Origin of the sequence: Cyanobium sp. A1C-AMD, assembly GCF_024346495.1 — a bacterium.
GTDB lineage: Bacteria > Cyanobacteriota > Cyanobacteriia > PCC-6307 > Cyanobiaceae > Cyanobium_A > Cyanobium_A usitatum.
This window is the reverse complement of sequence record NZ_JAGQDB010000006.1, coordinates 1-25,194: the sequence shown is the minus strand read 5'-3', so window position 1 is coordinate 25,194 and position 25,194 is coordinate 1. Positions and strand designations below refer to the sequence as shown.

The 25,194-nt window shown below is 66.5% G+C and carries 30 protein-coding genes; 13 read left to right on the top strand and 17 right to left on the bottom strand.

The window, feature by feature from the left end:
• The first annotated feature begins 80 nt into the window (after positions 1 to 80).
• Entirely contained in the window at positions 81 to 446 is a 366-nt protein-coding gene (locus tag KBY74_RS02145) for an AbrB family transcriptional regulator (RefSeq protein WP_254941327.1), read from the top strand.
• Between the two features lie 24 nt (positions 447 to 470).
• Here KBY74_RS02145 and KBY74_RS02140 read toward each other — a convergent pair whose 3' ends face one another.
• Together KBY74_RS02140 and KBY74_RS02135 are read right to left on the bottom strand one after the other, a co-directional pair.
• On the bottom strand, positions 471 to 1,046 hold the full coding sequence (locus KBY74_RS02140) for an HdeD family acid-resistance protein (protein WP_254941299.1): 576 nt from the start codon (positions 1,044 to 1,046) through the stop codon (positions 471 to 473).
• Between the two features lie 49 nt (positions 1,047 to 1,095).
• Positions 1,096 to 1,761: a riboflavin synthase gene (locus KBY74_RS02135; RefSeq protein WP_254941298.1), complete on the bottom strand. Its 666-nt coding sequence runs from the start codon at positions 1,759 to 1,761 to the stop codon at positions 1,096 to 1,098.
• A 60-nt stretch (positions 1,762 to 1,821) separates the two neighbouring features.
• On the opposite strand from KBY74_RS02135, the gene KBY74_RS02130 reads away from it, so the two are divergent.
• A complete protein-coding gene (locus tag KBY74_RS02130) occupies positions 1,822 to 2,391 on the top strand; it encodes a bifunctional nuclease family protein (RefSeq protein WP_254941297.1) in 570 nt (189 codons plus the stop codon).
• A gap of 61 nt (positions 2,392 to 2,452) precedes the next feature.
• Complete coding sequence (locus KBY74_RS02125; RefSeq protein ID WP_254941326.1) at positions 2,453 to 3,526, top strand: aldo/keto reductase; 1,074 nt, start codon at positions 2,453 to 2,455, stop codon at positions 3,524 to 3,526.
• Here KBY74_RS02125 and KBY74_RS02120 read toward each other — a convergent pair.
• Genes KBY74_RS02120 through topA form a run of 5 tightly spaced genes read right to left on the bottom strand, consistent with a single transcriptional unit; the run spans position 3,523 to position 9,532 of the window.
• Positions 3,523 to 4,545, bottom strand: a complete 1,023-nt coding sequence (locus tag KBY74_RS02120; protein ID WP_254941296.1) for a twin-arginine translocation pathway signal — start codon at positions 4,543 to 4,545, stop codon at positions 3,523 to 3,525. The genes KBY74_RS02125 and KBY74_RS02120 overlap by 4 nt on opposite strands.
• Before the next feature lie 10 nt (positions 4,546 to 4,555).
• Positions 4,556 to 5,689: a nicotinate-nucleotide--dimethylbenzimidazole phosphoribosyltransferase gene (locus KBY74_RS02115; protein WP_254941295.1), complete on the bottom strand. Its 1,134-nt coding sequence runs from the start codon at positions 5,687 to 5,689 to the stop codon at positions 4,556 to 4,558.
• 8 nt (positions 5,690 to 5,697) lie between these two features.
• Entirely contained in the window at positions 5,698 to 6,360 is a 663-nt protein-coding gene (locus KBY74_RS02110) for a DUF2232 domain-containing protein (protein WP_254941294.1), read from the bottom strand.
• Positions 6,360 to 6,815, bottom strand: a complete 456-nt coding sequence (locus KBY74_RS02105; protein ID WP_254941293.1) for a hypothetical protein — start codon at positions 6,813 to 6,815, stop codon at positions 6,360 to 6,362. The genes KBY74_RS02110 and KBY74_RS02105 overlap by 1 nt, the downstream gene beginning before the upstream one ends.
• The gene (topA, locus tag KBY74_RS02100) at positions 6,815 to 9,532 is read right to left on the bottom strand and encodes a type I DNA topoisomerase (RefSeq protein WP_254941292.1); all 2,718 of its coding nucleotides are present in this window, start codon (positions 9,530 to 9,532) and stop codon (positions 6,815 to 6,817) included. Before topA ends, KBY74_RS02105 begins: the two co-directional genes overlap by 1 nt.
• Positions 9,533 to 9,642: 110 nt before the next feature.
• Here topA and KBY74_RS02095 point away from each other — a divergent pair, with 110 nt between their 5' ends.
• Both KBY74_RS02095 and KBY74_RS02090 read left to right on the top strand, forming a co-directional pair.
• Positions 9,643 to 11,202 (top strand): NAD(P)H-quinone oxidoreductase subunit N, encoded by a 1,560-nt coding sequence (locus KBY74_RS02095; RefSeq protein ID WP_254941291.1) that lies wholly within the window; start codon positions 9,643 to 9,645, stop codon positions 11,200 to 11,202.
• Between the two features lie 36 nt (positions 11,203 to 11,238).
• Entirely contained in the window at positions 11,239 to 11,913 is a 675-nt protein-coding gene (locus tag KBY74_RS02090) for an ABC transporter ATP-binding protein (protein ID WP_254941290.1), read from the top strand.
• Here the strand turns inward: KBY74_RS02090 and KBY74_RS02085 are convergent.
• The 5 genes from KBY74_RS02085 to KBY74_RS02065 are packed head-to-tail and all read right to left on the bottom strand — an operon-like array spanning position 11,906 to position 16,166.
• Positions 11,906 to 13,057 (bottom strand): M23 family metallopeptidase, encoded by a 1,152-nt coding sequence (locus KBY74_RS02085; RefSeq protein ID WP_254941289.1) that lies wholly within the window; start codon positions 13,055 to 13,057, stop codon positions 11,906 to 11,908. The two genes, KBY74_RS02090 and KBY74_RS02085, sit on opposite strands and share 8 nt — an antisense overlap.
• A gap of 52 nt (positions 13,058 to 13,109) precedes the next feature.
• Positions 13,110 to 13,817, bottom strand: a complete 708-nt coding sequence (locus tag KBY74_RS02080; RefSeq protein WP_254941288.1) for a biotin--[acetyl-CoA-carboxylase] ligase — start codon at positions 13,815 to 13,817, stop codon at positions 13,110 to 13,112.
• Positions 13,814 to 15,007: an aminotransferase class I/II-fold pyridoxal phosphate-dependent enzyme gene (locus KBY74_RS02075; RefSeq protein ID WP_254941287.1), complete on the bottom strand. Its 1,194-nt coding sequence runs from the start codon at positions 15,005 to 15,007 to the stop codon at positions 13,814 to 13,816. The genes KBY74_RS02080 and KBY74_RS02075 overlap by 4 nt, the downstream gene beginning before the upstream one ends.
• Entirely contained in the window at positions 14,994 to 15,344 is a 351-nt protein-coding gene (locus tag KBY74_RS02070) for a co-chaperone YbbN (RefSeq protein ID WP_254941286.1), read from the bottom strand. The genes KBY74_RS02075 and KBY74_RS02070 overlap by 14 nt, the downstream gene beginning before the upstream one ends.
• Positions 15,345 to 15,392: 48 nt before the next feature.
• Entirely contained in the window at positions 15,393 to 16,166 is a 774-nt protein-coding gene (locus tag KBY74_RS02065) for a PspA/IM30 family protein (RefSeq protein ID WP_254941325.1), read from the bottom strand.
• Positions 16,167 to 16,253: 87 nt separating this feature from the next.
• Here KBY74_RS02065 and KBY74_RS02060 point away from each other — a divergent pair, with 87 nt between their 5' ends.
• Positions 16,254 to 16,802, top strand: coding sequence for a DUF721 domain-containing protein (locus KBY74_RS02060; RefSeq protein WP_106501429.1), 549 nt, complete (start codon positions 16,254 to 16,256; stop codon positions 16,800 to 16,802).
• On the opposite strand, the gene KBY74_RS02055 is transcribed toward KBY74_RS02060, so the two are convergent.
• The 5 genes from KBY74_RS02055 to KBY74_RS02035 all read right to left on the bottom strand — a co-directional run bounded on the left by KBY74_RS02055 (position 16,796) and on the right by KBY74_RS02035 (position 21,411).
• Complete coding sequence (locus KBY74_RS02055; RefSeq protein WP_254941285.1) at positions 16,796 to 18,598, bottom strand: glycosyltransferase family 39 protein; 1,803 nt, start codon at positions 18,596 to 18,598, stop codon at positions 16,796 to 16,798. The genes KBY74_RS02060 and KBY74_RS02055 overlap by 7 nt on opposite strands.
• Positions 18,599 to 18,669: 71 nt before the next feature.
• On the bottom strand, positions 18,670 to 19,053 hold the full coding sequence (locus tag KBY74_RS02050) for a type II toxin-antitoxin system VapC family toxin (protein ID WP_254941284.1): 384 nt from the start codon (positions 19,051 to 19,053) through the stop codon (positions 18,670 to 18,672).
• A 14-nt stretch (positions 19,054 to 19,067) separates the two neighbouring features.
• On the bottom strand, positions 19,068 to 19,316 hold the full coding sequence (locus KBY74_RS02045; RefSeq protein ID WP_254941283.1) for a type II toxin-antitoxin system Phd/YefM family antitoxin: 249 nt from the start codon (positions 19,314 to 19,316) through the stop codon (positions 19,068 to 19,070).
• Positions 19,317 to 19,399: 83 nt separating this feature from the next.
• Positions 19,400 to 20,476 (bottom strand): glycosyltransferase, encoded by a 1,077-nt coding sequence (locus KBY74_RS02040; RefSeq protein WP_254941282.1) that lies wholly within the window; start codon positions 20,474 to 20,476, stop codon positions 19,400 to 19,402.
• Positions 20,476 to 21,411, bottom strand: a complete 936-nt coding sequence (locus KBY74_RS02035) for a DMT family transporter (RefSeq protein ID WP_254941281.1) — start codon at positions 21,409 to 21,411, stop codon at positions 20,476 to 20,478. The genes KBY74_RS02040 and KBY74_RS02035 overlap by 1 nt, the downstream gene beginning before the upstream one ends.
• Positions 21,412 to 21,469: 58 nt before the next feature.
• Here KBY74_RS02035 and sppA point away from each other — a divergent pair, with 58 nt between their 5' ends.
• The 7 genes from sppA to yidC all read left to right on the top strand — a co-directional run.
• Complete coding sequence (gene sppA / locus KBY74_RS02030; protein ID WP_106501686.1) at positions 21,470 to 22,282, top strand: signal peptide peptidase SppA; 813 nt, start codon at positions 21,470 to 21,472, stop codon at positions 22,280 to 22,282.
• Positions 22,279 to 22,656, top strand: coding sequence for a chorismate mutase (aroH, locus tag KBY74_RS02025; RefSeq protein ID WP_254941280.1), 378 nt, complete (start codon positions 22,279 to 22,281; stop codon positions 22,654 to 22,656). The genes sppA and aroH overlap by 4 nt, the downstream gene beginning before the upstream one ends.
• 88 nt (positions 22,657 to 22,744) lie before the next feature.
• On the top strand, positions 22,745 to 23,338 hold the full coding sequence (locus tag KBY74_RS02020) for a DUF2808 domain-containing protein (protein WP_254941279.1): 594 nt from the start codon (positions 22,745 to 22,747) through the stop codon (positions 23,336 to 23,338).
• A 95-nt stretch (positions 23,339 to 23,433) separates the two neighbouring features.
• Positions 23,434 to 23,571 (top strand): 50S ribosomal protein L34, encoded by a 138-nt coding sequence (gene rpmH / locus KBY74_RS02015; RefSeq protein ID WP_006170261.1) that lies wholly within the window; start codon positions 23,434 to 23,436, stop codon positions 23,569 to 23,571.
• 5 nt (positions 23,572 to 23,576) lie between these two features.
• On the top strand, positions 23,577 to 23,960 hold the full coding sequence (gene rnpA / locus KBY74_RS02010; RefSeq protein ID WP_254941278.1) for a ribonuclease P protein component: 384 nt from the start codon (positions 23,577 to 23,579) through the stop codon (positions 23,958 to 23,960).
• A complete protein-coding gene (locus KBY74_RS02005) occupies positions 23,957 to 24,364 on the top strand; it encodes a PH domain-containing protein (protein ID WP_254941277.1) in 408 nt (135 codons plus the stop codon). The genes rnpA and KBY74_RS02005 overlap by 4 nt, the downstream gene beginning before the upstream one ends.
• 53 nt (positions 24,365 to 24,417) lie before the next feature.
• Positions 24,418 to 25,194, top strand: a 777-nt coding sequence (gene yidC / locus KBY74_RS02000) for a membrane protein insertase YidC (protein WP_254941276.1), incomplete at its 3' end; no start/stop codon positions are given.

Genomic DNA, 25,194 nt, shown 5'->3' with positions numbered 1-25,194 from the left:
TACCGGGCACAATTAGTTGATATATCTGCCCAGCGCAGGCCTTTTACATGGCGGCCAGGAACGGCGACAGCCCCGCGGACATGCTGGAAGGCAAGGCCCTTCTTGATAGGGCCCGCGCCCTGAGCAACCGCCCAGAGGACGAAATCGCCCGGGGCTGCGGCTACGTGGGTCCGAGCGGACGGGTGCTGAAAAAAAGTTTTTATCGAGCTTTGGTGGCTGCCAAGGGCTACCCGGTACCAAACAGCGTTAGCCGAACCGCCAGCAGCGGCCAAGGCAAGGGACGGCAAGCTGATTTCCGCACCCGGGTGCATGGCAACGGCAACCTGCTGATCGGCCACGCCTACACACGCAGGCTGGGTTTGGAGCCGGGACAGGAATTTCGGATCGAGATCAACCCAGACAACGGCTCGATCAGCCTGCTACCGCTCGAACCACAAGATCCCTAGGCCCCTCTCCCCTGGCGCTCCTGCTCAGTCGTCGCCGTGGAAGCTGGCGCTGAAGGCGAGTAGGTCAATACCGCTGAACAGGAAGCTGATTCCAACCAGCACCCCAATCACCCAGAGCAGCCCCCAGGCCTGCATGGTCACGATCAGCACGCCGAGGATCAGGGTGACGATGCCGTTAAGCAAGCCCCAACCCCAGCCACTCACCCGTGTGTGACCGAGGGCCACAAGCATCGAAACCACGCCTTCGAGGATGAAAACGATGCCGATGGCAAAGGCCAGACTGGCCACCACCAGGCCGCCCTCGAGCGGACCGCCGCGGAACTGCTGAATCATCCAGGCCCCCACCACGATGAAGAGGGTGGAAATCACCAGCCGCGAAAAGCAATACCAGCGTCCCAACTGGCGGGAGCGGGCCAAGTTGCTTACCCAACCCACGATGCCGCCCACCAGAAAGCCCACCGCCACGATCACCGTGATCCAGGCGGAAGCCAGCACCGGGAAGATCAGGGCCAGCACCCCAAGTACCAGCATCAACACCCCCTCAAACAGGGTGAAGGCCTTCAATCCCTCGCCTTTGGCCGAAAACAGACCTGAGCCCATCGCTATGGCAGCAACATCACCTGGACGGTAGTCACGCCAAGCGCAGACGTCAGATCCAGCCGTGATCAGCCAGCCAGGGGGAATTGATCGGCTCGGCCGCGCCGCTGGGGCCGGTGGCAGCCAGCAAACGCTCGGTGTATTTGGCCAGTAGGTCGGCCTCCAGGTTGACCCCATCCCCCACGGCCAGCTGCGCCAGGGTGGTGCTGGCCCAGGTGTGGGGAATCACGGCAATCCAGAAACCAACACCATCGGGGTCACAGCCGGCCACTGTCAGGCTGATGCCATCCACCGCCACGCTGGCCTTTTCGCAGACATAGCGGCCGTAGGCGGGGTTCTGCCAGGCCAGCTCCAGGCGCCAGGAGGCGTCCTGGCGGGCGATGGCCCGCACCACCCCGAGCCCATCCACATGGCCGCTCACCAGGTGGCCACCAAGCCGGTCGGCCAGGCGCAGGGCCGGCTCAAGATTCACCCTGCCGCCGCGGTCTGCCTTGGCGGCCAAGGTGGTGCGGCCCAAGGTTTCCTCGCTGACATCGGCGCGAAAGCCATCGGCCAGCCGCCCAGCCACGGTGAGACAAACCCCATCCACCGCCACGCTGTCGCCCAGGGCCAGGCTGGCAGGGGTCCAAGTAGCCCCAGGGGCAGCAGCCCACTGCAGTTGAACCCCGTGGGGAGAGCGGCGGATCACGCCTGTGGCCTGCACCAGCCCGGTAAACATTTGCTTTCCAGCCCAGGGCGATAATCCTCGCCATAATCGGCTAAAGGGCAGCGCTGAGCCATGGTTGAAATGCGCGTTGCCGGAATTGCCCTCGATGCGGCCAGTCGCAGCCCGATCGTTTTGCTACGCGATCCATCGGGCCGGCGCCAGGTGCCGATCTGGATCGACCAGGCCCAAGCCCAAAATATCTTGGCGGGACTCAGCGAAGAACCACCGACCCGACCCCTCAGCCACGACCTGATGGCCGACCTGATCGACGCTGGGGGTTTGCAGCTCGACCGGGTTGTAATTCACACGATCGAAGACAGCACCTTCCGCGCCGTGCTGAAACTCAGCCCCGCTAGGGATGGGGAAGGGGCGGCGCCTGGCGACCAAACAGCTGCCTCAAGCATCGAGCTCGACGCCAGGCCTAGCGATGCCATCGCCCTAGCCCTGCGCACCGGCAGCAGCATCTGGATGCTTGAAGAGGTCGTGGCTGATGCCTCCATCCCGGTTGATGCGGAGGCCGACGCCCAGGAGCAGGACAATTTCCGCCGCTTCCTGGACAGCACCAGCCCTGCCGACCTGGTGCGCCACCTCAAACAGGCCCACCCCAAAGCCGACCAACCTGGGGATGAACCAACAGCCTGAAAACCGGCTGCGGCGCCCCTACGGCGCCGGGCCGGCGGTGTCGGCCTTCAGCTTGGGCACGATGCGGGCCCTGGGCAGCCCCGCCCAAATGGAAGCGGTGCTTAGGGCAGCCCTGGCCGCCGGCATCAACCACCTGGAAACAGCCCCTGCCTACGGGCCCGCCGAAACCTTCCTGGGCCAGGCCCTGGCGGCACTGCAACGGGACAACCTGGGCCCCTCAGATGGCTGGCGCATCACCAGCAAACTGCTGCCCGGCCCCGACCTGGCCACCGGCCAGGGGCAATTGCGCTCAATCCTGGCGCGCCTTGGCGTGGCCCAGCTCTCCAACCTGGCCGTGCACGGCCTCAACCGCCCCGAGCACCTGGAGTGGGCGATTAAGGGGCCCGGCGCCGACCTGCTGACCTGGGCCAAAGACGAAGGACTGGTGGGCCAGGTGGGCTTCAGCAGCCACGGCACGCCCGAGCTGATCGAAGCCGCCCTGAGCACGGGGAGCTTCACGTTCTGCAGCCTGCATGTGCACCTGTTTAACCAGACCCTCCTGCCCATCGCCCGCGCCGCCCTGGCCCAGGGAATCGGCGTGCTTGCCATCTCCCCGGCCGACAAGGGCGGTCGCCTCTACGACCCACCAGCGGAGCTGCTGGCCGACTGCGCCCCGTTTCACCCCCTGGAGCTGGCCTATCGCTTCCTGCTCGATCAGGGGATCTCCACCTTGAGCCTGGGGGCTGAGCAGCCGGAAGACCTGGCCTGGGCCGCTGCCATCGGCGGGCCCTCGCCCTGGCTGAGTGCCGCGCAACGCTCAGCCCTGCAGCGCCTGGACGTCGCCGGCCGCGAGCGCCTGGGGGCGGAGCGCTGCGGCCAGTGCCGCGCCTGCTTGCCCTGCCCCAACGGCGTGCCGATCCCCGAACTCCTGCGCCTGCGCAACCTGGCCGTGGGCCACGGCATGGAGGCCTTTGCCCAGGAGCGCTACAACCTGATCGGCCGCGCCGGCCACTGGTGGGAGGAGCTCAACGCCGAGGCCTGCCGCGCCTGCGGCGCCTGCCTGCCCCGCTGCCCCCACGAGCTGCCCATCCCCGAGCTGCTAGCCGACACCCACCGGCGCCTGAGCGCCGCCCCCCGCCGCCGCCTTTGGGGCTAGGGCCTGGGGGCGGCCGCATCCCAGAGGTTCTGCTGGGCCAGCTGCTGGGGCACGGAAAGGGGTGGCAGGCTCCAGCAGCGCTGCAGCAGGCCATCTCCCGGCAGCAGCAGGGCTGCTATCGACTCGGGAAAGCGCCGCGCCACCGGCGCCAGATCGACCTGGGGCAGGGGCGGCACCAAGCCCCGGGCCAGCAGTTGCTCCAGCAGGGGCTGCTCCAGCACTGCACCGAGCCACTCCAGCGGTGGTGGCGCTGACTGTGCAGCACCGGCAGGTCGCAGCAGCAGTTGCCAGCTGAGGGGCGCGCCGCTGTCTGGCCAGATCACCGCCAGGCGCTGGTCGCGGCGCAGCAGGGGAATCAGGCGCTGCAGGGGCAGCACCGCCGCCTCAGCATCACCGCTGAGCAGCAGGTTGAGGCCGTCACGGTCGTCGTAGGCGAGGGCCTGGGCCCGCAACCGCTCCAGCCGCTCAAAATCGCCGCCCATGATCTCCAGGCTGATGCGAGGGCTGGAGGGCAACACCAACCGGCCACGCAGGCTGGGATCAAGCAGCAACTGCCAGCCCTCCTCGCGACGGGCGGCCAGGTCGGGGCGGCTGCGCAGGGCGATCACCCAGGGGCTGTAGGCCCAGGGGAAGGCCAGCTGCGCCTCACCCACCGGACCATAAAGACGGGCCACCGGGGCACTGAAGGCGGCCAGGCGAGCCCAGAGCCGCGGCGCCTCAAAGGACTGAAGTTGCTGCCGGCTCAGGCCACTGGCCCAGCCGTCACTGAGAGCAACCAAGCCAGGGGCCGGCCGTTGGCCCAGCTCACGCACGGCTTTTTGCACAGCAGCGGCATCAGCCACTTGGCGTGTCCGCCAGGGGGCGGGCAGTTGCTTCAGCCAGGCGGCTGGCAGGTCTGCTTCTGCCAGCAGCAGCTCGGGGCCAGGGGCGGAGCGGCAGGCGGCCAGCAGGCCAGCGCCAGCTCCCACCCCTAGCTGCAGCAGCCGGCGACGGGAGAGCACAGCGGGAGTGAATGCCATGGCAGCGACCCTAGGCACCGAGCTCCAGCCGGCAGGCTGCGTCGCAGGCCTCAGCCAGGGCCCCTGGCTGCCGGCCCGCCAGCTGCCAGAGCAGGGCCAGGCCGCCGGCCCCCACCCCCTCCTTGACGTAGCCGCGCTCGTAGTCGCGTAGGGCGGCGCTGCTGCAGCCATGGAAGCGCAGGGCCGCCACCTCCAGCCGCGGCCGCACCTGCCAGCGGGCACCTATGCGCTCCAGCAGCAGGGCCAGGTTGCTGCCAGCTTCCTCGGCCACCCAGGCGGTGGTGGCCACCACCAAGCGATCCGCCAGGGCTGGCCGCTGGCCTGGCTCAGCCAGGGCTAGGGCCAGGGCCAGCACCGCCGCCATCTGGCTGCCACCGGCCAGCAGCACCGGCGTACCGCGGGCCGCCGCCGCCCCCACCAGCCCAGCAGCGAAGGCCTGCATTGGATCCCCCAACGCCGCCAACACGTTTAGGGGGTCCGCAAATGCTAGGGGGTGCGCAACTCCCGTCGGATCTGCCGCCTCAAAACTCGCTGCAGCCAAACCCTGAGCCACGAGGGCCGCCTTCAGGCCATGGGCCGGTTGGCGCAAGCTGCCGCTCACTAGACCCGCCGCTGCCACCCCCAGGCCCTCGAGCACCGCCAGGGCCGTGGTGGTGCCGCCTGGCACACATTCGGCCAGCAGCAACGGCTCGGCCGGATCCAAGCGCCTGCCCCAGGCGCTGCCGCGCTGCACGAGGGCCGCCACCCTCGCTGGGGCAAGGGCCTGGCCCGTGCTGAGGCAGCGGGCCGGGCCGGCACTCTCCAGCCCCGGCAGGCGCAGGTGCGGCACCGCCGCCGCGATCGCACAGCCCAGATCGAGCACCCGGGTGCGCTCCAGCAGCCCCAGCTGACTCAACACCACGTGGCTGATCAGGGCCGGGCTGACCCCCGCCGGCAGGGGCGGCAGGGCATGGCAGCGGCGACCACCGGGGCCCAGCAGCAGCAATTCGGCATCGGCGGCCGCCGTGCCCAGCCGGGCCTGGGGCGAGGCCCCGGCAGCGGAAATCCCAGGCACCGCAGCCGTATCGGTGGCGGCGAGCAGCAGCAGAGTGCGGCTGCGGCGCCAGCCCTGCTCCAGAGCCTGGGTCCAGGAATCAGGGGCCATCAGGCCACTCAGAGGGGATCAAGGGCCACCAGGGCCCTCAGGGCATCTGGTGGCTCTGGGATTGGAGCTTGCAGGCGCGGAAAGATCCAGTAGGCCACCGCATGCAGGGCAAGCACCACGATCACGTTCTGCACCCACACCAACGCCAGCGCAGCCAGCTGCACCTGGGCCAGCTCGATCGATGCCGCCAAGCCCAGCCAGCCAGCCAGCTTCTCCAATAAACCAGCAGCCGCCGTGGTGATCAGCACCCAAAGGTTCTCGCCCACCAAAACCGATAGCACCGCCACCCGCACCAGGAAGCCGGCTGCACCGATAAGGCTGCCAACGCCCCAGCTCAGCCACCAACTGGAGCGCCAACCAGCCCTGGCCCGCCAGCACCAGCCCAGCCACAGGGCCAGCAAGCCATAGGGGAAAACCACCAACGGCCCCCGGATCGGACCCATCAAGGCGACCAGCAATAGGGCGGTCACAACCAGTCCCTCCACGGCACAGCGCCAGCCATGACGCAACTGCAACAGGGCCAGGGGTAGGGGCAGGGCCAGCCGAAATAGGGGGCTGCCCACCGGCAGGTAGTAGAGCGCCACCCACAGCAGGGCGGTGGCGGCGGCGAGATAGGCCGTATCCATCAACTGGCGGGCCTGGCCGCGGTTGAGTTGGCGCCGGGACGACATCAGCGCGGTGCCGGCGCCGGTGTGACCGTGGGGGCAGGCGCCGGCGTGGCAGCAGCTCCGACCCGCTCAATCATCTCCACCTCAAAACTGACCCCCGCCGCCCGCAAGGCTTGTGTGACCGCTTCAGCCGGGGCCGCGGGATCGGCGGAGGGCAGCTGGATCGTGATGCGATAGGGGGCTGGCTTACTGGGATTGACGGCTGCCGGCTTGGCTTCCACGGGCTTGGGCTCAGCCTTTTTGGGGGAGACAGCAGTGGGGGCAGCAGAAGTGGGGGCAGCAGCTTTTGAGGCGGGAGTGGCGGTAGCTGGATTAGGGGCAGGAGAGACCGGCTGAGCGGGCTGGGCCGGGGGCGCTGAGAAGCTGCGGGCCAGCTGGTCGCCGAAGCGGGTGCCACTGCAGCCAGCCAGCGCTAGGGCGCAAAGCAGCGACCCAAAGGTGCGGCCGGCGCCTGCCATCAGCTGTCCGCCGCCCTGATCACCCGCACCGCGCTGGCGCGCAGCCGGCCGGTCTTGGTGGTGCTGGGAGCTTTCTTTGCCGCAGGAGCCTTAGCTGCCGGTTTTTTGGCTGCTGGCTTTTTGGCTCCCGGCTTCCTGGCCGCAGCTTTGCCAGTAGCTGCCTTTGCGGCCAGCAGCTCAACCGCCTGCTCCAGGGTGATGGTGTCGGCGGTGGTGCCCTCCGGCAGCGAAGCATTCACCTTGCCCTGCTTGACATAGAGGCCGTAGGGACCGTCAAACAGTTGGATCGCCTCGTCGGCGCCCTCGGGGACACCGATGTCCTTGAGGGCCGTGCGGCCGCCACGGCCCTTCTTGGGCATGGCGAACAGCTCCAAGGCTCGGTCAAGGCCAACCACCAGTACGTCGTCCTCCGCCTTGAGGGAGCGGTAGTCCTTCTCGCCTTTGCCCTTGTGGTGCACCACGTAGGGGCCAAAGCGACCAAGCCCCGCCTCCACCCGACCGCCCTCCGGGTGGTCGCCGAGTTGGCGGGGTAGCCGCAACAGGGCGATGGCATCCTCCAGGGTCAGCTCCTCGGGCTTGGCGCCTTTGGGCAGCGAAGCTCGCTTCGGTTTGGGGTTCTCGTCACTCACCTGGCCCCGCTGCACGTACGGCCCGTACTGGCCAAACAGCAAGTACACCTGCTCACCGCTTTCCGGGTCATCACCAAGGGACTCGGGCCCATCGGCCTTTTGCCTCAGGATCAACTCCGCCTTTTCGGCATCGAGATCGGCAGGGGTGATCTCCTGGGGCAGGGTGGCCTTGAGCAGCTCCTCGGTGCCGTCTTCAGCGACGCGCTTGGTTTCCAGGTAGGCGCCGAAGCGGCCGATGCGCACCACGCAGGGCAGGCCCTCCAGCTCAACGGTGCGGGACACGCCGGGGTCGATATCACCCTCCCGCTGCTGCACCTGGGTTTCCAGGCCCTTTTCTCCCTTAAAGAAGCTCTCCAGATAAGGCAGCCACTGCACCTGACCGTGGGAGATCTCATCGAGGGTGTTCTCCATCCGGGCCGTGAAACTGGTGTCCACCAGATCCGGGAAGTGCTCCTCCAGCAGGGCCGTCACGGCAAAAGCCGTGAAGCTGGGGGTGAGGGAGTTGTTGGCGAGGGTGGCGTAGCCACGATCGACGATCGTGCCGATGATCGAGGCATAGGTGGAGGGGCGACCGATGCCCTCCTTCTCAAGCATCTTCACCAGGGCAGCCTCGCTGTAGCGAGCGGGGGGCTGGGTTTGGTGGCCCAGGGCCTCCACCGCCTTGCAGGCGGGGCTGTCGCCCACCTTCAGGGCCGGCAGCAACAGCTCCTGACCTTCAAGGGCAGCATCGGGATCGTCGCTGCCCTCGACGTAGGCGCGAAAGAAACCGGCAAAGTCGATGCGCTTACCCGAGGCCCGGAACTGGGCTGGGCCCAGGGCGCCGCCATCGGCCTGCAGTTCAACGGCGAGCATGGTGAGGCGGGCATCAGCCATCTGGCTGGCCACGGTGCGCTTCCAGATCAGCTCATAGAGGGCCAGATCCTTGCCATCTAGACCTGTGGCGTTTGGGGTGCGGAACGCCTCACCGGCTGGGCGAATCGCCTCGTGGGCCTCCTGGGCGTTGCGGGCCTTGGTGGAAAACTGGCGGGGGCTGGGGCTGAGGTAGTCCTTGCCGTACTTCTCGCTGACGCAGCTGCGGGCTGCGTTGATCGCCTGGTCGCTGAGGTGCACCGAGTCGGTGCGCATGTAGGTGATGAAACCGCGCTCGTAGAGGCCCTGGGCCGTGCGCATGGTTTCCCGGGCCGAGAGCCGCAGCTTGCGGTTGGACTCCTGCTGCAGGGTGCTGGTGGTGAAAGGCGGCACGGGCTTTCGCACCGTGGGCTTCTCCTCTACGGAGGTCACCTGCCAGGGATTGGCTTGCACCTGGACCTGGAGCTGGCGGGCCTCGGCCTCGCTCAGCAGCCTCACCTTGCTGCCGGCCTTAAGGGCGCCGGTGCTCTCATCGAAGTCGGAGCCTCCGGCGATGCGCTCCCCCTTCAAATGGCTGAGCTTGGCCTCAAAGCCAGCTTCGCCCTGCTCCAGCCGGGCCTTGAGGTCCCAGTAGCTGCCGCTGCGGAAAGCCCGGCGGGCCCGCTCGCGCTGCACGAGCAGGCGCACTGCCACCGATTGAACCCGGCCGGCGCTCAACCCCCACGCCACCTTTTTCCACAGCAGCGGCGAAAGGGTGTAACCCACCAGCCGATCGAGGATGCGCCGGGTTTCCTGGGCATGCACCAGCTCCATATCGAGGTCGCGGGTGTCCTCGAGAGCCCGGCTGATGGCCTCTTTGGTGATCTCGTGAAACACCATGCGCTTCACCGGCACCTTGGGGCTGAGCAGCTGCAGCAGGTGCCAGCTGATCGATTCCCCCTCCCGGTCTTCGTCAGTTGCCAGCAGCAGCTGGTCGGCGCCCTTGAGGGCATCCTTGAGCTCCTTGACCACCTTTTTCTTGTCCTTCGGCACCACGTAGAGGGGCTCGAAGTTGGCGGCGGTGTTGACGCCGAGATTGGCCCACTTCTCACCCTTGTGAGCCGCCGGAATCTCACTGGCGTTATTGGGCAAGTCGCGGACGTGCCCCATCGAGGCTTCCACCTTGAAGTCCTTGGGAAGGAAGCCGCGGATGGTGCGGGCCTTCGTCGGACTTTCAACAATGACCAGGGTGTGACCCACAGACCAGCGCCTTACCGCTTCCCTCTTTATCGCATCAAGCGCCCAAGTTGACAGCCAGGCGCAGCTACAGTCACCGACATCACAGCTCCCACCTCGCGGTCCCCTCGCTGATGTTCCTGCTGGGCGCCCTCTCTTCCGTGGCCGATGCGATCGGCAGTGGTGCCGGAACGGGAGGATTAAATCTCCAGCTCAACGCTGGCGCCATCGCCCCGGAGGCGGCGGTGCTGATCGCGCTGCTCACCTGCCTGCTGGTGGATCTCGCTGGCGAGAAGGCCGCCAGCCGCTGGGTGCCACCGATTTGTTATGCCGGCCTGGGCAGCGCCCTGGTGCTGCTTGCCCTGCAGTGGAACACCCCCGACCTGCAGCCCGCCTTCGTGGGCTCCTTCCTGGCGGACAACCTGGCGATTGCCTTCCGAGCCGTGGTGGCGGCCTCCACCTTGATTTCACTGCTGCTCAGCTGGCGCTACGTGGAGCAGAGCGGCACACCGGTGGGTGAGTTCGCCGGCATTCTGCTGGCTGCCACCCTCGGCGCCATGTTCCTATGTGGCTCCACCGATCTAGTGACAATTTTCGTGTCCCTGGAAACTCTTTCTGTGTCTAGCTATTTGCTGGCCGGCTACATGAAGAGGGATGCCCGTAGCTCCGAGGCAGCACTGAAATATTTGCTGGTGGGTTCGGCCGCCGCGGCTGTATTTCTCTACGGCGCCTCCCTGCTTTACGGCCTCACCGGCGGCGCCACCGGCCTCGACGCCGTAGCCCTGGCCCTGCGCACCAGCGCCTCGCCGGTTACGGCTCTAGCCCTGGTTTTCGTGCTGGCCACGGTGGCCTTCAAGATCGCCGCGGTGCCCTTCCACCAGTGGACCCCCGACGTCTACGAGGGCTCGCCAACGCCGGTGGTGGCCTTCCTTTCGGTGGGCTCCAAGGCCGCCGGCTTTGCCCTGGCCCTGCGCATCCTGGTGGGCTGCTTCGAGAGCTTTGATGCCCAGTGGAAGCTGCTGTTCACCGTGCTTGCGGTGCTCAGCATGGTGCTGGGCAACGTGGTGGCCCTGGCCCAAACCTCGATGAAACGGATGCTGGCCTACAGCTCCATCGGCCAGGCCGGCTTCGTGATGATCGGCCTGGTGTGCGGCACCGAAGACGGCTTCGCCGCGATGGTGCTCTACATGGCGGCCTACCTGTTCATGAATCTGGGCGCCTTCGCCTGCATCATCCTGTTCTCACTGCGCACCGGCTCCGACCGCATCGCCGATTACGCCGGCCTTTATCAAAAGGATCCGCTGATCACCCTGGGCTTAAGTCTCTGCCTGCTTTCCCTAGGTGGCATACCGCCGATGCTGGGCTTCTTCGGCAAGATTTATCTATTTTTTGCCGGCTGGGCCGATCACCAATACCTGCTGGTGGTGGTGGGTCTGGTCACCTCGGTGGTATCGATCTACTACTACATCTCAGTAATCAAGATGATGGTGGTGAAAGAGCCCCAGGAAGCCTCAGATTTGGTGAAGGCTTACCCGGCCATCAATTGGTCTGTGGCTGGCCTGCCCGCCCTGCGCACCGCCCTGGTGGGCTGCGTGATTGTCACAGCGGTGGGTGGCATTCTCTCCAACCCCCTATTCACCTGGGCCAGCCAGGCTGTTACCGGCACGCCGATGCTGGTTCAGGCCATTGGTTGAGCACAGTTCATTTTTTAAGAACAGGGCAACGATTTGATGGGCGATCCCGTTGCCCAACTTCAGGGCGTAGACAAGGTTTATGGCAGCGGCGAGATGGCCGTTAAGGCCCTCGACCGTGTGGATCTCACCGTCAATAGGGGGGATTACTTGGCCGTGATGGGGGCGTCCGGCTCCGGCAAAAGCACGGCCATGAATATTCTCGGCTGCCTCGACCGCCCCTCCAGCGGCAGCTACCGGCTCAACAACACCCCGGTGGAAGACCTCAGCGACGACCAGCTCGCTGATTTGCGCAACCGCGACCTGGGCTTTGTGTTTCAGCAGTTCCATCTGCTGCCCCAGTTGAGCGCCCTCGACAATGTGATCCTGCCGATGGTTTACGCGGGGGTGCCTGCCGCTGAGCGGCGCCAACGGGCCCAAACGGCCCTAGAGCGGGTGGGGCTGGGTCAGCGGCTAAACAACAAGCCCAATCAGCTCTCGGGCGGCCAGCAGCAACGGGTAGCCATAGCAAGGGCGATCATCAACCAGCCCGCCCTGCTGCTGGCCGACGAGCCGACCGGGGCCCTGGATTCCCAAACCACCGCCGAAGTACTCGACATCTTCGATGCCCTGCATCGCGGCGGCATGACCGTGGTGATGGTGACCCACGAAGACGACGTAGCTGCCCGGGCCGAGAAGATTGTGCACTTCCGCGACGGCCGGATCCTCAGCTAAGGGTGCGGGGCCGCTCCAATCTCTCCAGTAGCTGCCCCATCAACAGGGCGATGGCATCGCTGCCGGCGGCCCCCTTGCCCGGATCTAGATCACCAGGATCAACCGCCACCCAGCCGCCGTCGCCGGGCAGCCGCAACTCGAAGTGCAGATGGGGTCCGCTACTCAAGCCCGTGCTGCCGACCCGACCTATCACCTCGCCCTGGCGCACCCGATCACCCTCCTTGACGTAGAGCTCGCTGAGATGGCCGTAGAGGGTGCGGCGCCGCGGCCGGTCGTGTTCGACCTCAACCGCCAAGCCATAGCCACCCGCCAGGCCACTGCTCACCACCAAGCCGCCCAGGGCTGAAACCACTGGCGTGCCCTCTGGAGCCGCCAGATCGCGGCCCGCGTGCATCAGCCAGCTGCCCAGGATCGGGTGCAGCCGGTAGCCGAAGTTGCTGCTGGTGATCGCCGAGCCAATAAGAGGAAACAGCAGCTTGCGGTTGCCATTGCCACCGATCGGAGCCGGGCGGGGCGTGACCCCAAAGACATCGGCAAGGCGGAAGCTACCGCCAGCGCCGGCCAGCAGGGCCGAAACTGGCACCGTGAGCGGCGGCAGCAAGCGACCTTCGCCGTCATAGCGGGCAAAAGATTCAGCGCCTGCTACGCCACCATTTACGTCGTTGTTGGTACGGCCGCGCCAGCGCACCACCAAGCCACTGCTGCACTCCTGCTGGGAAAGGGCGCCGCTGCTGCAGGCCTGCTGGTGGGCCGGCACGTTGAAGGGGGTCGTGCCGGAGCCCGAACGAATCCGGGCCCGCTCCACCGGACTAACCACGCCATCACGCACCAGCTCATCGAGGGAGGCATCAAAACGGGCCGGCGGCCGGCTCTGCAGGGCAGCCGGATCGGGACGTAGCGGCTGGGCCAGGGGCACGGGCGGTGGCGCTGGCGGCATCTCGATTGCCGGCTGGGGGTTGGCTCCAGCGGCAGCAGGCGAAGGGGCAAGGCCAGGACTGAGCTGGTCTTGCCCCCAGGCCAGGCCCACTCCCAGCAGGGGGGCTGCCATAAGGGGCAGCATCCCCACCAAGACCCGGCCCCGGCGCAGGGGGCTTGGGGCAGCAGAATTTAGGGGGGCTTGCCCCGGTGGCTGGCGATCGCGCATAGGCGCCATTGTAAAAATCCTGCCTAACCGCGGCCTTGCCGAAGGAACGGCCTCAGAAGTGGCGCTGGAGGGCCAGCTCCCGCCCCTGCCGGCCGAGGCGCAGGCGGCCATCGGCATGCAGACCCAGCACCTGCCAAAGCTCACCGTCGTGCAACCAGCCCGCCCCAGGGCGCCACAGCCGGGCCTCGGCGGCAGCGCGCACCTGGCAAGGCTGCTGGGCATGGGCCGCAGCCCATTCCAGGCCGGCAAGCACCCTGGGCAACAAGCGCTCTGGCCGCGCCAGGGGGTGGCCCTGGCGGCAGCCGAGGGCCTCTGCCACCGACAGGGCTCCAGGCGGCACCCGGTTGCAACCATTCAGACCAACCCCAACCTGGGCAGCGCGGATCCGCTGACCCCGCAAGCGCATCCGGGGCAGCAACCCCGCAATTTTGCGATCCCCCACGAGCAGATCGTTGGGCCACTTGAGTTGCACCGAAAGCCCCAGGGCCTCGAGCTGCTGGGCCAGCCCCACCGCTACCGCAAGGCCCAGGGAGGCCGTTCCAGGCAAATCCCCAGCCCAAGGAATGGCCGCACTGAGCCAGATCCCGCCCGCCGGCGATAACCAGGGCCGCCCCTGCTGACCGTGGCCAAAACGCTGGCGCCGAGCTGTTACCGCCAGCCGCTGCAGCGACATGCCTGCGGCCTGGCGCCGCTCCAGCCAGCGATCAAGTTCGATCTCGGTGCTGGCACACACCGGCAGGCGGCGCAACTGCCAGCTCAAAGGGTGGCCAGCCAGGCACCGATGCGGGCCGCACCAGCCTCGAGGTCAGCCACCGGATGCACCAGGGCAAGGCGCAGCCAGCCCTCGCCTCCGGGGCCAAAGCCATTGCCAGGCGTCAGGGCCACACCGGTGGCCTCGAGCAGGGCTGCACAAAAATCCTCGCTACCCCAGCTGCGCTCGCGCGCCTGGGGCGGCAACTCCAACCACAAATACAGCGCCATTGAGGGCCGCCGCACTGGCCAGCCCACCGCCTCAAGGGCGTCAGCCATGCGATCGCGTCGCTGCCGGTATTCCTGCCGCAACTCACCAGGCCAATGGGGAGCCTGCTCAAGCGCCGCAATCGCCCCGGCCTGCAGGGCAAGGGACTGATTGAAATCCACCACCCCCTTGAGCTGCCGCAAGGCGCTGATCAACCACTCGGCACCGATGGCGAAAGCCAGCCGGTAGCCCCCCAAACACCAGCCCTTGGAAAAGGAGAAAAACTCAATGCCGCAGTCGCGCCAATGGGGTGCTCGCAACAGGGCCGGCGCCTCGCCATCGAGGGCCAGATCCACGTAAGGGTTGTCGTGGGCCAGCACCAGCCCATGGCGAAAGGCCCTTTCCGCCGCTTCATCCAGCCAGACCTGCTGGCCCGTAGTGGCAGTGGGGTTGTGGGGGTAGCCGAGCACCATCAACTTCAAGTCGTCCCACTGCTCTGGGCTGAGGGCATCAAAATCCGGTCGCCAGCCCGCCTCGGGATCGAGCGGCAACAACACCGGCTCAGCGGAAGCCAGGTGTAAGCCACCCAGGTGGGAGGGGTAGCAGGGGTCGAGCAGCAGGGCCCGATCACCCGGGTTGAGCACCGCTAGGGGCAGGTGAGCCGTTCCCTCCTGGGAACCCACCAGCAACAGCACCTCCGTCTCCGGATCCACCTTCACCCCAAAGCGACGCTGGGCCCAATCGGCCACTGCCGAGCGAAAGGGCAGGGTCGCCGCGTGAAGGCAGTAGGAGGCGCTGGCGGGCCGACCAAGCTGGGCAGCGATCGCGTCGATCGCTGCCTCGGGGGGTTGCAGATCGGTGGAGCCGAGTGAGAGATCGAGCAGTGGGGATAAACCCCGGCTGGCGGCACGAGATGCGTAGGCAGATTTGCGCTGGTCATTGCGGGCGAAAACGCCGCTGCCAAGACGCGACAGGCGCTCAGATATGGGCATCCACAAAAGCCTGTAGCTGCGGTTTGGCCATGGCACCCTCGTGGCGTGCCAGTTCCTTGCCATCTCGGAACAAGATCAGGGCGGGCAGTCCCTGGATCTGCAAGCCATCGCGAATCACTGGGTTGGCGTCTGCCTCGAGCTTGCCCACCACCAGACGACCCGCATATTCAGCAGCCATCCACTCCATCATTGGAGCCATCAGCCGGCAGGGACCGCACCATTCGGCCCACACATCCACCAGCACGGGCGTAGAACAATCGGTCACCTCAGCTTGGAAATTGGCATCGGTGAGATGAGCGACAGACACGACAGCAGCCCTTAAAACGTATGCGTACATCGATTGTATGGAGCGGGGCAGCCGGCCGGAGACGAACTGCCAAGCCGCTCAGAGTTTGTCGATCGAACGCTTGAGCTCCTCGAGCTCCGGGTCTACCTCGCTCACCTTTACCGGCTCGAGCTGGGGAGCAGCTGGTGTGCCCAGGGGCAGGGATACCGGTGTGCCACCGGCCAGGCGATTTTTCAAAGCCGCCAATTCATCGTCAACCTCGGGGGCCCCTTCAAGCGCCGCAAACTGACTCTCCAGATCTGCTCCAGCCAGCTCAGCGGCGGCCTGGCTGCGAGCCTCCAGGGTCTGCACCTTTTCCTCCATGCGCTCAAAGGCGGCCATGGAGCTGTTGGTGCCGAGACTGCCCACGGCGCTCTGCAGCTGCTCCTGGGCCTGGGCCGCCTGGGCCCGGGCCTTGAGCATGTCCTTTTTGGTTTTGGCCTCGGCGATCCTGCTCTCAAGTGACACCAAGCTCTTTTTGAGCTGGTCCACCTGACCCGCCTGGCTCTGCAGCTGGGTGTTGAGGGCAGTGGCGGTGTCCTGGCAGGTTTTGCGGCGCCCTAGGGCTTCGCGGGCCAGGTCTTCCTCACCCTTCTTGAGGGCCAGTTCAGCGCGCTCATACCAGGTTTTAGCCTGGGAATCGGCCTGCTCGGCCTGGTTCTGGATGCGCTTTTGGCTAGCGATAGCAGTAGCCACCGCCTGGCGAAGCTTGATCAGGTCCGACTGCATGTCGGCCACCGATTGATCCAAAATCTTGGAAGGGTCCTCCATCGCGCCTACCGCCGCATTGGCGTTGGCGCGGATCAGGCGGCTGAGGCGGTCGAAGAAGCCCATCGGAGGCTGCAGGGGCAAGGCCTGAGGTTAGCCAGGGTTTGGCTTGATTCACCAGCGGGATTGCCGCACCGCCGATAGGGTCAAGCCATGGCCAAGGCCCCCCGACAGCAAACCCGCCAACTCGGCAATCTGAGCCTGCTGATGCCGCCACCCCGGCAGCCCGCCAGCGCCCTGGCCAGCTGCCTGCGGGAATTGGAGCAAAGCTGGCAGCAGGGCGGACACCTGGCAGCCCTATGGCAGGCCTGGCCCCGCATCGCCGGCGCCCAGCTGGCACCCCACTGCCGGCCCCTGCGGCTGCACAGCGGCCTGCTTACCGTGGGCGCCGCCCCTGGCCCCTGGCTGCAGGCGCTCCAATACAACCGCCACCAACTGCTGGGGGCCCTACGCGCGAACGGCTTCACCGTGCGCGACATCCGCCTGGAGCAGCACCACCCCAGCGCCGCCGTAGCCCCCGGCCGCCAGCAGGAGGAAGAGGTGTGGAGCGTCCATCCCAGCCGGGTGGACGTCCACGGCATGGCTAGCTGTCCCCGCTGCACCAGCCCGGCCCCCGCCGGTGAGATGGCCCGCTGGGGCCATTGCAGTTTCTGCCGGCAAAAGCAGCTGACCCAGTCTTTAGAAGGCGCGCAGCCTCAGTAGCGCTCGGGGCGCTGCAGCTGCCAGTCGGCGGCCACCCCCTGCCGCTGCAGCTGGGCCGCCCGCTGCTCCAGGCGACTGCGCTCCAGACGCCAGAGGGCATAAATACCGCGGCGACTCAATAGCTGGGGTTTAAGTCCCTGCCAGTGGGGCTGGGCGGCGGTGCCGGAATCAATCACCACCAACACACTCGGCTGCTGCGCCGGCGTGCTGGCGGATTGGCCTGGGCGGCTCTCATGCCGCAGGCGATCGGCCAGGTTCAACAGGTGCTGGGGCTCATCACCCTCGAAGATCACCACCCGGCGGCTGTAGTAATGCAGCGAGGGTTTGAGCATGCCGAGCATCGCCAGCGGCTCGCTGGGCCGGCGGGCGGAGCGGGCCTCAGCCGCGAGCTCCCGCACTGGGGCGGCCCGCAGCCGATCCCCCAACTCCACCAGCGGCAGCAACACGGCCGGCACAAACGCTGCCAGCGGCAGCTGCAGGGCCAGCAGGCCCGACAGAGCGTCCTTGCGCCAGCCTGCCCAGGCCCCCAGCAGCAGGGCTAGGGCCCAGAAGGCCGCGGCCAGGGGCACCCAGGGCGCCGCCAACAGCTCAGCCACCAGGCTGGGCATCTCGGGAGCCTCAATCAGCGGCAGCCAAAGGGGTCCTGCCGCGAAGCCCCCGGCCACGACCGCCGTGAGCAGCAGGCTCAGCCCCCAGGCCCAGCGCCGGCACCGCTGAGCAGCCAGGGCCACCAGCAGGCCCGCCGCCGGTATGGCCGGCAGCCAGTAGCTGGGCAGCTTGGTGGCGGCCGCAGTGAAAAACAGGAACACCGCCAGCAGCCAGCAGGCGGCGAAACGCTGCAGGGAGAGCTCGGGCGCCAGCGGCTCGGCCGGCAGCCAGCGCCAGCGCAGGCGCCCCAGTCCCTGGGCCAGCCCCAGCAGCAACAAGGGCGTGACCGGCAAGCTGGCGATCACCAGCACCGGCCCGAACAACCACCAGGGAGCCTGGTGGTTGTTCACCACCGCGGTGAAGCGCTGAAGATTGTGATAGCCAAAAAAGCTCTGCCAGAACGGTTCTCCCTCCACCAGCAGCGCCAGTCCATACCAGGGCAGCGCCACCAGGGCGGTGAGTGCCAGTCCAGGCAGGGGCCGCAGCCGCGCCCACAGCCCGCCCAGATCCGCCTGCAGCCAGCCAAATAAAAGGAGGGTGAGCCCCAGCAAAAGCACCGCCACCGGCCCCTTGGCCAGCACCGCCAGCCCCAGCACCAGCCAGGCCTGCCACCAGCGGCGCCCGCCTGCGGCGTAGCAGCGCCAGCTCAGCAGCAGGCTGAACCCCAGACACCCAGCCAGTAGAGCATCACTCACAGAGATGCGGCCCCACACCAGCGCCAGGGGCGAAAGGCCGTAGGCCAGGGCGGCCGCCAGCGCCGTGGCCCCTGGGGCCCGGGAGCGTTGGGGCCAGCGCAGCAGCGTGTGGGCCAGACCAAGCATCAGGGCCACGCTGGCCAGGGCCGAGGGCAGGCGCGCCGCCCAGGTGCCCAGGGGGTTCCAGGCCTGCTGCCCCGGCAGGGCATAGAGGGCCCCCATCAGCCAATACAAAAGCGGCGGTTTGTCGTAGCGGGGCAGGCCGTTGACGCAGGGAATCAGCCAGTCGCCCGTTTCAGCCATCGCCCGCGCCGAGGCGGCGAACAGCGGCGGTGTTTCATCCACTAGCCCCGTGCTGCCGAGCTGCCACACGAACAGCAGCAAGCCGATCGCCAGGGTGCAGAGCAAGACGAGGCGATGGCGGGCCAGCGTGGCCGGTGGCGGCTCAGCCATTAGCAGATCTGGCGTTAAGCGCTGTGGCAGAGGGCGTTTTGCCGAAGCATTCAACGTACTGAAGCGCCCATTCAGCCCATCAGCCGCACCGGCCCCGGATAGGCCGCCAGTTGCTGATCGGCAGTGATCAAAAGCAGGCCATCGGCGCTGGCCTGGGCCAGCAACAGCCGATCAAAGGGATCCCGATGCAGGAGCGGCAGTGAGGCCACCGCCAGGGCGTGATGGGCCTGGATCGGCAGCTCCTGCCAACCGCCATCAAGCAGGGCTCGGCGCAGCAAGGCTGGCTCCACCCGGAAATCGGGCCTCCCTAGCGCCTGTTTGATCACCAGCTCCCACAGGCTGGCCACGCTGAATACAGGCGTACTGGCGGGATCCTGCAGCATCGCCGCTAGTGCCGCTGACAGCCGCTCGGGCGAGCCCATCGCCCACACCAGCAGATGCGTATCGAGCAGCATGCGCATCGCTTACCTCAGGCGCCTTCAAACAGATCCGCAATCTCGGCGGCACCCAGCTGATCAAAGTCGTCGGGCACCTGGCACTGGCCGGCCAGCAGGCCCAGGCGCCGCAGCGGTGCCCCAGCAGTGCCTGCTTCGCTGAGGGGGGAGACGCACACCATGGGCCGACCAGCCTTGCAGATCACAAACGGTTCCCCTGCTGCTGCCTCATCAACCAGCCGCGAGAGGTGGGTCTTGGCCTCGTGCATGTTCACCTGCCGCATGGCTGTGATCAACTTTCCTCTTGGATACAGGTTAGTCGACTAAGCATCAACATTTAGCTCTCAGGATGGGTTGAAAAACCGTTTCACAATCCCAGCCCCGCCAGCAACCACGCCTCCACCCGCTCCGCCAGCACCGCCCGCGTGGCGTTGGCCTCCACCCAGGCCCGGCAGGCGCGTCGCTCCATCGCGCCCACCTGGGCCACCGCCGCCGCCAGGGCCGTCACGTCATCCGGCTCCACCAGCAGTCCAGTGAGACCGTGCTGCACCAACTCGCCGGGGCCGCCGCGGCGATAGGCCACCACCGGCACACCGCAGGCCAGCGCCTCCACCACCACGTTGCCGTAGGCCTCATTCCACTTGGGAGTATTCAGCAGGGCCTGGCAATGGCCGAGTTGCTGCTGCAGCTGATTGGTGGGCAAGAAACCCCGCCACTGCAGGGTGCCAGCCGGCACCGACGCCTCCACCGCTGCCGCATAGGCCTGGTCTTCCACCAAACCCCACACCGCTAGGGGCAACCCCAGCTGGGCCGCCGCCGCCGCCGCGTCCTCCAGCCCCTTCTCCGGCGCCACCCTGCCGGCCCAGCCGAGCAGCGGCTCAGGCTCGGCGCAGAAGCCATAGGCATCTAGGTCAAAGCCATTGCCCAGCACCACCGGCGCCTGGGGCAAACAAAAATCCTCCGCCTGCACGCGGGTATGAAAAGCGAGGCGCCGCTGATCCCAAGCCGCCAGCTCGGCAATCGCCAAATCCATCGCCTCACTCACCGAACCCATGCTCACCAGGTGAAATAGGGGCAGGGGCGCTATGGGCGTCAACCAGAGAGGCAGCCAGTCGTAGGCCAGGTTGATCACCGCCTCAAAGCCGGCCCCAGGCCCCTCCAACAGAGCCCGCCGCCAGAAGGCCTGCAGCAGGCCATCGGCCGGCATCGTGATCGCGGCACTGCGCTGCTGGTGCTGGGCGCTGGTCTGGGAGCTGCCGCTACAGGTCCAAAGTTCGGCGGCGAGGCAGGAGGTGGGCAACACCGACTCCTCGGCAGCCAGCACCGTCACCCGGTGGCCCCGCCCCAACAACCCCGCTACTAGGGCACAGGCCGTGAGCTCCACGCCACCGCCGCGGCCACTGCCCAGGGCTCCCACCGGAGTACTCACCACCAGAATCCGCATCACGGCTGCTCCAGCAGGGAGGTGCCGCGCCAGAGCTGCTGGCGCCGGTTGATCAACAGCACCGAAACCGAGGCCAGCAGGGCCCCGAGCCACTGCAGCGGCTGCAACTGCTCACCAAGCAGCAAAACCCCGCAGAGCAGGGCGAAGACGGGAGTTAAGAAGGTGAGAGCGGTGAAACCCGTGAGGTCACCACTGTTGGCAAACCAGAAGAAGAGGCCGTAGGCCAAGGCGCTGCCGAGCACGGTGGCGTAAGCCATCAATCCCCATTCTCCCAGGCTCCAGCAGGGCAGTAGGGCTCCCTCCCAGGCGACCCCGCCCAGCAGCGGCAGGCCACCAAGCAGAAGGTGCCAGCCGGTAATTGCCACCGGATCACTCTGACGGCTGGCGTAGCGACTCAGCACCGTGCCGATGGCCATCGCCGCCGCCGCCGCCAGCATCCACAGCTCCCCATGGCTCCAGGCCTGTTCGCCAAGGGCGACGGGACCATCGAGCCACCAGTGGCGCAGCACCGGTGCCGGCAAACCCAGGCAAAGGATGCCGAGCAACCCCAGCAGCAGGCCCACCCAGCCCACCGGATTGATCGCCTCCCCAAACAAACTGCGGGCCAGCAGGGCCACCAGCAGGGGCTGGGAATCAATAAGTACCGAACCCAGGCCCGCTCCAGTCTGGCCCAGGCCCCGGGCCAGGAGCCCCTGGAAGAGGCTGCCGTCCACCAGGGCAAAGGCCAGCAACCAGGGCCAATCAACGGCAGCCACCCGCAGGGAGCGGCCTAGCAACAGGGCGGCCAGCAGCACCAGAACCCCCGCTGGCAGCAGCCGCAGGCTTGCCACCTGCAGGGGACTGGCGGATTCCAGCAGGGGCCGCATCGCCGCCATCGCCGTGCCCCACAGCGCAAAAGGGAGCAACATCAAGGGCCATCGCAGGGCCTGGGGCATGGGCTTCCTGGCCGGCGAAGGCTTTGTTTTTAAGATCCAACCACTTCACCTATCCCAAATGCCCTGGCCCTGGCGCCGCAAGACCCGTCGCACCCTGGCGCGCATTGCCATCGAAGGACCAATCGCCGGCCCCACCCGCAGCCGGGTGCTCAAGGCCCTGCGCCAGGTGGAGCAACGGGAGTGCCCTGCTCTTCTGCTGCGTATCGATAGCCCCGGCGGCACCGTGGGCGACAGCCAGGAGATCTACAGCGCCCTAATGCGCCTGCGAGAAAAGGGCTGCAAGGTGGTGGCCAGCTTCGGCAACATTTCCGCCTCAGGCGGGGTCTACATCGGAGTTGCCGCCGAAAAAATTGTGTCCAACCCAGGCACGATCACCGGCTCGATTGGCGTGATTCTGCGGGGCAACAACCTCTCCAAACTGCTGGAGCGGGTGGGCGTGAGCTTTGAAACCGTCAAGAGCGGCCTCTACAAAGACATTCTTTCGCCGGATCGCGCTCTCAGCGAAGGGGAACGCAAGCTGCTGCAGAGCTTGATTGATTCGAGCTACCACCAGTTTGTGGAGGCCGTAGCAACGGGAAGGGGGCTTAACCAAGAGACGGTGCGCGGCTTCGCCGATGGCCGGGTGTTCAGCGGCGCCCAAGCCCTGGAGCTGGGTTTAGTGGATGTGCTCGGTGATGAGGAGACGGCCAGGCGACTGGCCGCTGAGCTGGCTGGCCTCGACCCTGAGAAAACCCGCCCAACCACCTTTGGCAGCCCGCCTAAACGCTTTGGCGGTGTACTGCCAGGCCGCAGCCAACTGCGCCAGCTGATCGAGAGCTTCAGCCTGGAACTGGCCTGGAGCGGTCAACCCCTGTGGCTCTACAGGCCATGAATGCTGGTTTTGTGCTGCGGGCCCTACGCGGGGCAACCACCGCCGAGGCGAACAGCACCGCGGCGATTCAAGCCTGTGTAAGGGAGCTTGTGGATGCCCTTATGGAGCGCAATGGACTCCAGGGAGAGCAGCTGGTGTCGGTGACCTTTTCCGTAACCCGGGATCTGGATGCCTGTTTTCCGGCGGCCATCGCCAGGCGCCAGCCGGGCTGGGACCAGGTGGCTTTGCTCGATTGCCAGCAAATGGAAGTAGCAGGCGATCTGCCTCGCTGCATCCGACTGTTGGCCCATGCCTGGCTACAACCGCAGCAGACCCCGGTGCACCCCTACCTGCGCGAGGCAGCTGGCCTGCGACCAGATCGGGCTCAGCCATAGGCCCGCCGCCACCTTTGGGGCCGGCCACCCCGGGCACCGGGGCAGCAGCTCCCTGCTGAGAATCAAATCACTTATTGGTGCAGCCCTGATGGGTTTCCCTCGCCTTCGCCACCAACTCGCCCTCCCGGCCCTGGCCGCCAGCGCCGCACTCGTCACTGGAGCAGTTGCGCTTAGCACCAGTCTCCAGCCGAGCCTGGCCCAGGGCACGCCCAGCCTGATGGAGTTCCGCTGGGACAACACCAAGGACTACCGCAAGCTCTACTTTTTTATGACCGACACCCAGCGCCTTAAGCGCTCGGAGTACTACTTGATACTCAGACCAAAAGATCGCAAGACGGCAATTCTAAAACTAAGTATCAGCGTCCCAAGTTATTTTGACACCAAGATTGATCCCAAGCGAGTCAAGCTCTGCAAGATGAGTGAGGGCGGCATGATGTCTCGCACCAAGTGCCAGGAGACCATCCCAGCCACGATCGAAGTATCTGCCGATGGCGGTGCCATAGAGATTTTCCCAGATACCCCCGTGCCAGACACCGGCACCATCGGGGTGTACATGAACATCTTCAATCCCTTCAACATCGGCATGTATCAGTTCAATGCCATGGCCCAAGCCCCAGGCGACGTGCCGATAGCCGGCTACCTGGGCAGCTGGCTGATTCAGATCGATCCCCCTACCAACTGAGCAGTGGTGGTACTGAGGGGGGAGGTGCCAACCCCGCCTGATAGGTTGGCCCTTACGCCCATTACCGACGCAATAAGCGCAGCGAAGAGCCAGCCATGACCAAGCGCACCCTGGAAGGAACGAGTCGTAAGCGCAAGCGCGTATCTGGTTTTCGTGTGCGCATGCGCAGCCACACAGGCCGCCGCGTCATCCGCACCCGCCGCCGCCGCGGCCGGGCCCGCCTCGCCGTTTAAGAGCCTTGGCCCTGCCCCAGTGCCACCGGCTTAAGGGGCAACGGGTGTTTGACCGTGTGTATCAGAAGGGCCGCAAAACGCACGGCCCTTTTTTGTTGCTCCGCGTTTTGGACGCCCTGCCCCCACTCCTACCTGCCAAGCAGCAGGAAAGTCCGGCCAGCACTTGGCGCTGCGGGATTGTGATCAGCAGCAAGGTGCACAAACGATCCGTGCGCCGCAATCGCCTGCGCCGCCTCCTGCACGAGCACCTACTTGCCCAGCAAATCGGCGATGGCCAGCGCTGCCTCTGGCTCCTACTCAGCCTCAAACCCGGTAGCGCTGAGCAATGCCCCCAGGCCTTGCTGGGAGAATGCAATCAACTTCTTCATCAAGCAGGCCTGACGCGATGAGCACTGCCCCCGCCACCTCCATTCAGGAAAGCGTTTTCTACGAAGGTGGACCCGCCAAGGGAGACCTGATCTTCAATTTGGTGCTCGGGCTCACCCTGATCGGCATTCCTTTCGCAATTGGAGCGATCGTGCGGGCTCTATGGCTGCGTTTCCGGATCACCAGTCGCCGCATCGAGGTAAATGGTGGCTGGCTGGGGCGCGACCGCACCCAGGTTGTGTACAGCCAAATCAGGGAGGTGCGCAGTGTGCCCCGCGGCTTCGGCCTCTGGGGCGACATGGTGCTGGTGCTCAACGACGGCTCCAAGCTCGAGATGCGCGCAGTGCCTGGGTTCCGGGACCTGGAGGCCTACATCGAGGAGCGCCGCCAAGCCAAAAGCTCCACACCTAAGGGCATGGCCGCCTAGACCATCAGTCACACTGAGCCCACGCTCCCCCCTACCCAGAGAGCCCCTCTGCCGTGATCGGCTACATCTCCGACAACCTGCTGCTCCCAATCCTCGATTTCTTCTACGGATTGGTGCCCAGCTATGGCCTGGCAATCATCGCCCTCACCGTGGTGATCCGGCTGGCCCTGTTCCCGCTCAGCGCCGGCTCGATCCGCAACGCCCGCCGCATGCGAATCGCCCAGCCCGCCATGCAGAAGCGGCAGGCCGAGATCAAGGCCAAGTACGCCAACAACCCCCAGAAGCAGCAGGAGGAGCTGGGCGGGCTGATGAAGGAGTTCGGCAGCCCCCTGGCTGGCTGCCTGCCCCTGCTGGTGCAGATGCCGATCCTGTTTGCCCTGTTCGCCACCCTGCGGGGCTCACCTTTCGCGGATGTGCCTTACACCCTCAACCTCAAGGTGCTGCCTGCTGAGCAAATCGCCGCAGTCGAACCCAAACCCTTCAACAGCCCAAGCCACTCGATCTTCGTTACCGAAACCACCCACGTGCCGGTGATCGCCAGCCTCGAAGGCGGCACCAAGCTGGGGGTGGGTGATTCGGCCCAGGTGAAGCTGCACACCAAAGACGGCTCGAGCTTTGCTTCGGTGCTGCAGGGCATCGACCATGGCGACGCCTACACGCCCGCCTGGAGCGTGACCAAAGGAGAAGGCGTCGTGAGCGTGGCAGCTGATGGCACGATCACGGCCCTAGGCACCGGCGACGCCACCGTGGAGGCCAAGATCCCCGGTCTGGCAGCCCGCAGCGGCTTCCTGTTCATCAAGGCCCTCGGCCAAGTGGGCTTTATGACCGAC

Coding starts and splice junctions, on each gene's coding strand:
- KBY74_RS02145 (WP_254941327.1), top strand. CDS start 81: ATGCTGGAAGGCAAGGCCCTTCTTGATAGGGCCCGCGCCCTGAGCAAC.
- rpmH (WP_006170261.1), top strand. CDS start 23,434: ATGACCAAGCGCACCCTGGAAGGAACGAGTCGTAAGCGCAAGCGCGTA.
- KBY74_RS02135 (WP_254941298.1), bottom strand. CDS start 1,761: ATGTTTACCGGGCTGGTGCAGGCCACAGGCGTGATCCGCCGCTCTCCC.
- aroH (WP_254941280.1), top strand. CDS start 22,279: ATGAATGCTGGTTTTGTGCTGCGGGCCCTACGCGGGGCAACCACCGCC.
- KBY74_RS02110 (WP_254941294.1), bottom strand. CDS start 6,360: ATGTCGTCCCGGCGCCAACTCAACCGCGGCCAGGCCCGCCAGTTGATG.
- KBY74_RS02055 (WP_254941285.1), bottom strand. CDS start 18,598: ATGGCTGAGCCGCCACCGGCCACGCTGGCCCGCCATCGCCTCGTCTTG.
- KBY74_RS02065 (WP_254941325.1), bottom strand. CDS start 16,166: ATGGGCTTCTTCGACCGCCTCAGCCGCCTGATCCGCGCCAACGCCAAT.
- KBY74_RS02090 (WP_254941290.1), top strand. CDS start 11,239: ATGGGCGATCCCGTTGCCCAACTTCAGGGCGTAGACAAGGTTTATGGC.
- sppA (WP_106501686.1), top strand. CDS start 21,470: ATGCCCTGGCCCTGGCGCCGCAAGACCCGTCGCACCCTGGCGCGCATT.
- KBY74_RS02035 (WP_254941281.1), bottom strand. CDS start 21,411: ATGCCCCAGGCCCTGCGATGGCCCTTGATGTTGCTCCCTTTTGCGCTG.
- KBY74_RS02120 (WP_254941296.1), bottom strand. CDS start 4,545: ATGGCATTCACTCCCGCTGTGCTCTCCCGTCGCCGGCTGCTGCAGCTA.
- KBY74_RS02140 (WP_254941299.1), bottom strand. CDS start 1,046: ATGGGCTCAGGTCTGTTTTCGGCCAAAGGCGAGGGATTGAAGGCCTTC.
- KBY74_RS02095 (WP_254941291.1), top strand. CDS start 9,643: ATGTTCCTGCTGGGCGCCCTCTCTTCCGTGGCCGATGCGATCGGCAGT.
- KBY74_RS02045 (WP_254941283.1), bottom strand. CDS start 19,316: ATGCGGCAGGTGAACATGCACGAGGCCAAGACCCACCTCTCGCGGCTG.
- KBY74_RS02085 (WP_254941289.1), bottom strand. CDS start 13,057: ATGCGCGATCGCCAGCCACCGGGGCAAGCCCCCCTAAATTCTGCTGCC.
- KBY74_RS02005 (WP_254941277.1), top strand. CDS start 23,957: ATGAGCACTGCCCCCGCCACCTCCATTCAGGAAAGCGTTTTCTACGAA.
- KBY74_RS02130 (WP_254941297.1), top strand. CDS start 1,822: ATGGTTGAAATGCGCGTTGCCGGAATTGCCCTCGATGCGGCCAGTCGC.
- KBY74_RS02070 (WP_254941286.1), bottom strand. CDS start 15,344: ATGTACGCATACGTTTTAAGGGCTGCTGTCGTGTCTGTCGCTCATCTC.
- KBY74_RS02125 (WP_254941326.1), top strand. CDS start 2,453: ATGCGGGCCCTGGGCAGCCCCGCCCAAATGGAAGCGGTGCTTAGGGCA.
- KBY74_RS02060 (WP_106501429.1), top strand. CDS start 16,254: ATGGCCAAGGCCCCCCGACAGCAAACCCGCCAACTCGGCAATCTGAGC.
- KBY74_RS02020 (WP_254941279.1), top strand. CDS start 22,745: ATGGGTTTCCCTCGCCTTCGCCACCAACTCGCCCTCCCGGCCCTGGCC.
- KBY74_RS02075 (WP_254941287.1), bottom strand. CDS start 15,007: ATGCCCATATCTGAGCGCCTGTCGCGTCTTGGCAGCGGCGTTTTCGCC.
- KBY74_RS02040 (WP_254941282.1), bottom strand. CDS start 20,476: ATGCGGATTCTGGTGGTGAGTACTCCGGTGGGAGCCCTGGGCAGTGGC.
- KBY74_RS02050 (WP_254941284.1), bottom strand. CDS start 19,053: ATGCTGCTCGATACGCATCTGCTGGTGTGGGCGATGGGCTCGCCCGAG.
- KBY74_RS02115 (WP_254941295.1), bottom strand. CDS start 5,689: ATGGCCCCTGATTCCTGGACCCAGGCTCTGGAGCAGGGCTGGCGCCGC.
- KBY74_RS02105 (WP_254941293.1), bottom strand. CDS start 6,815: ATGGCAGGCGCCGGCCGCACCTTTGGGTCGCTGCTTTGCGCCCTAGCG.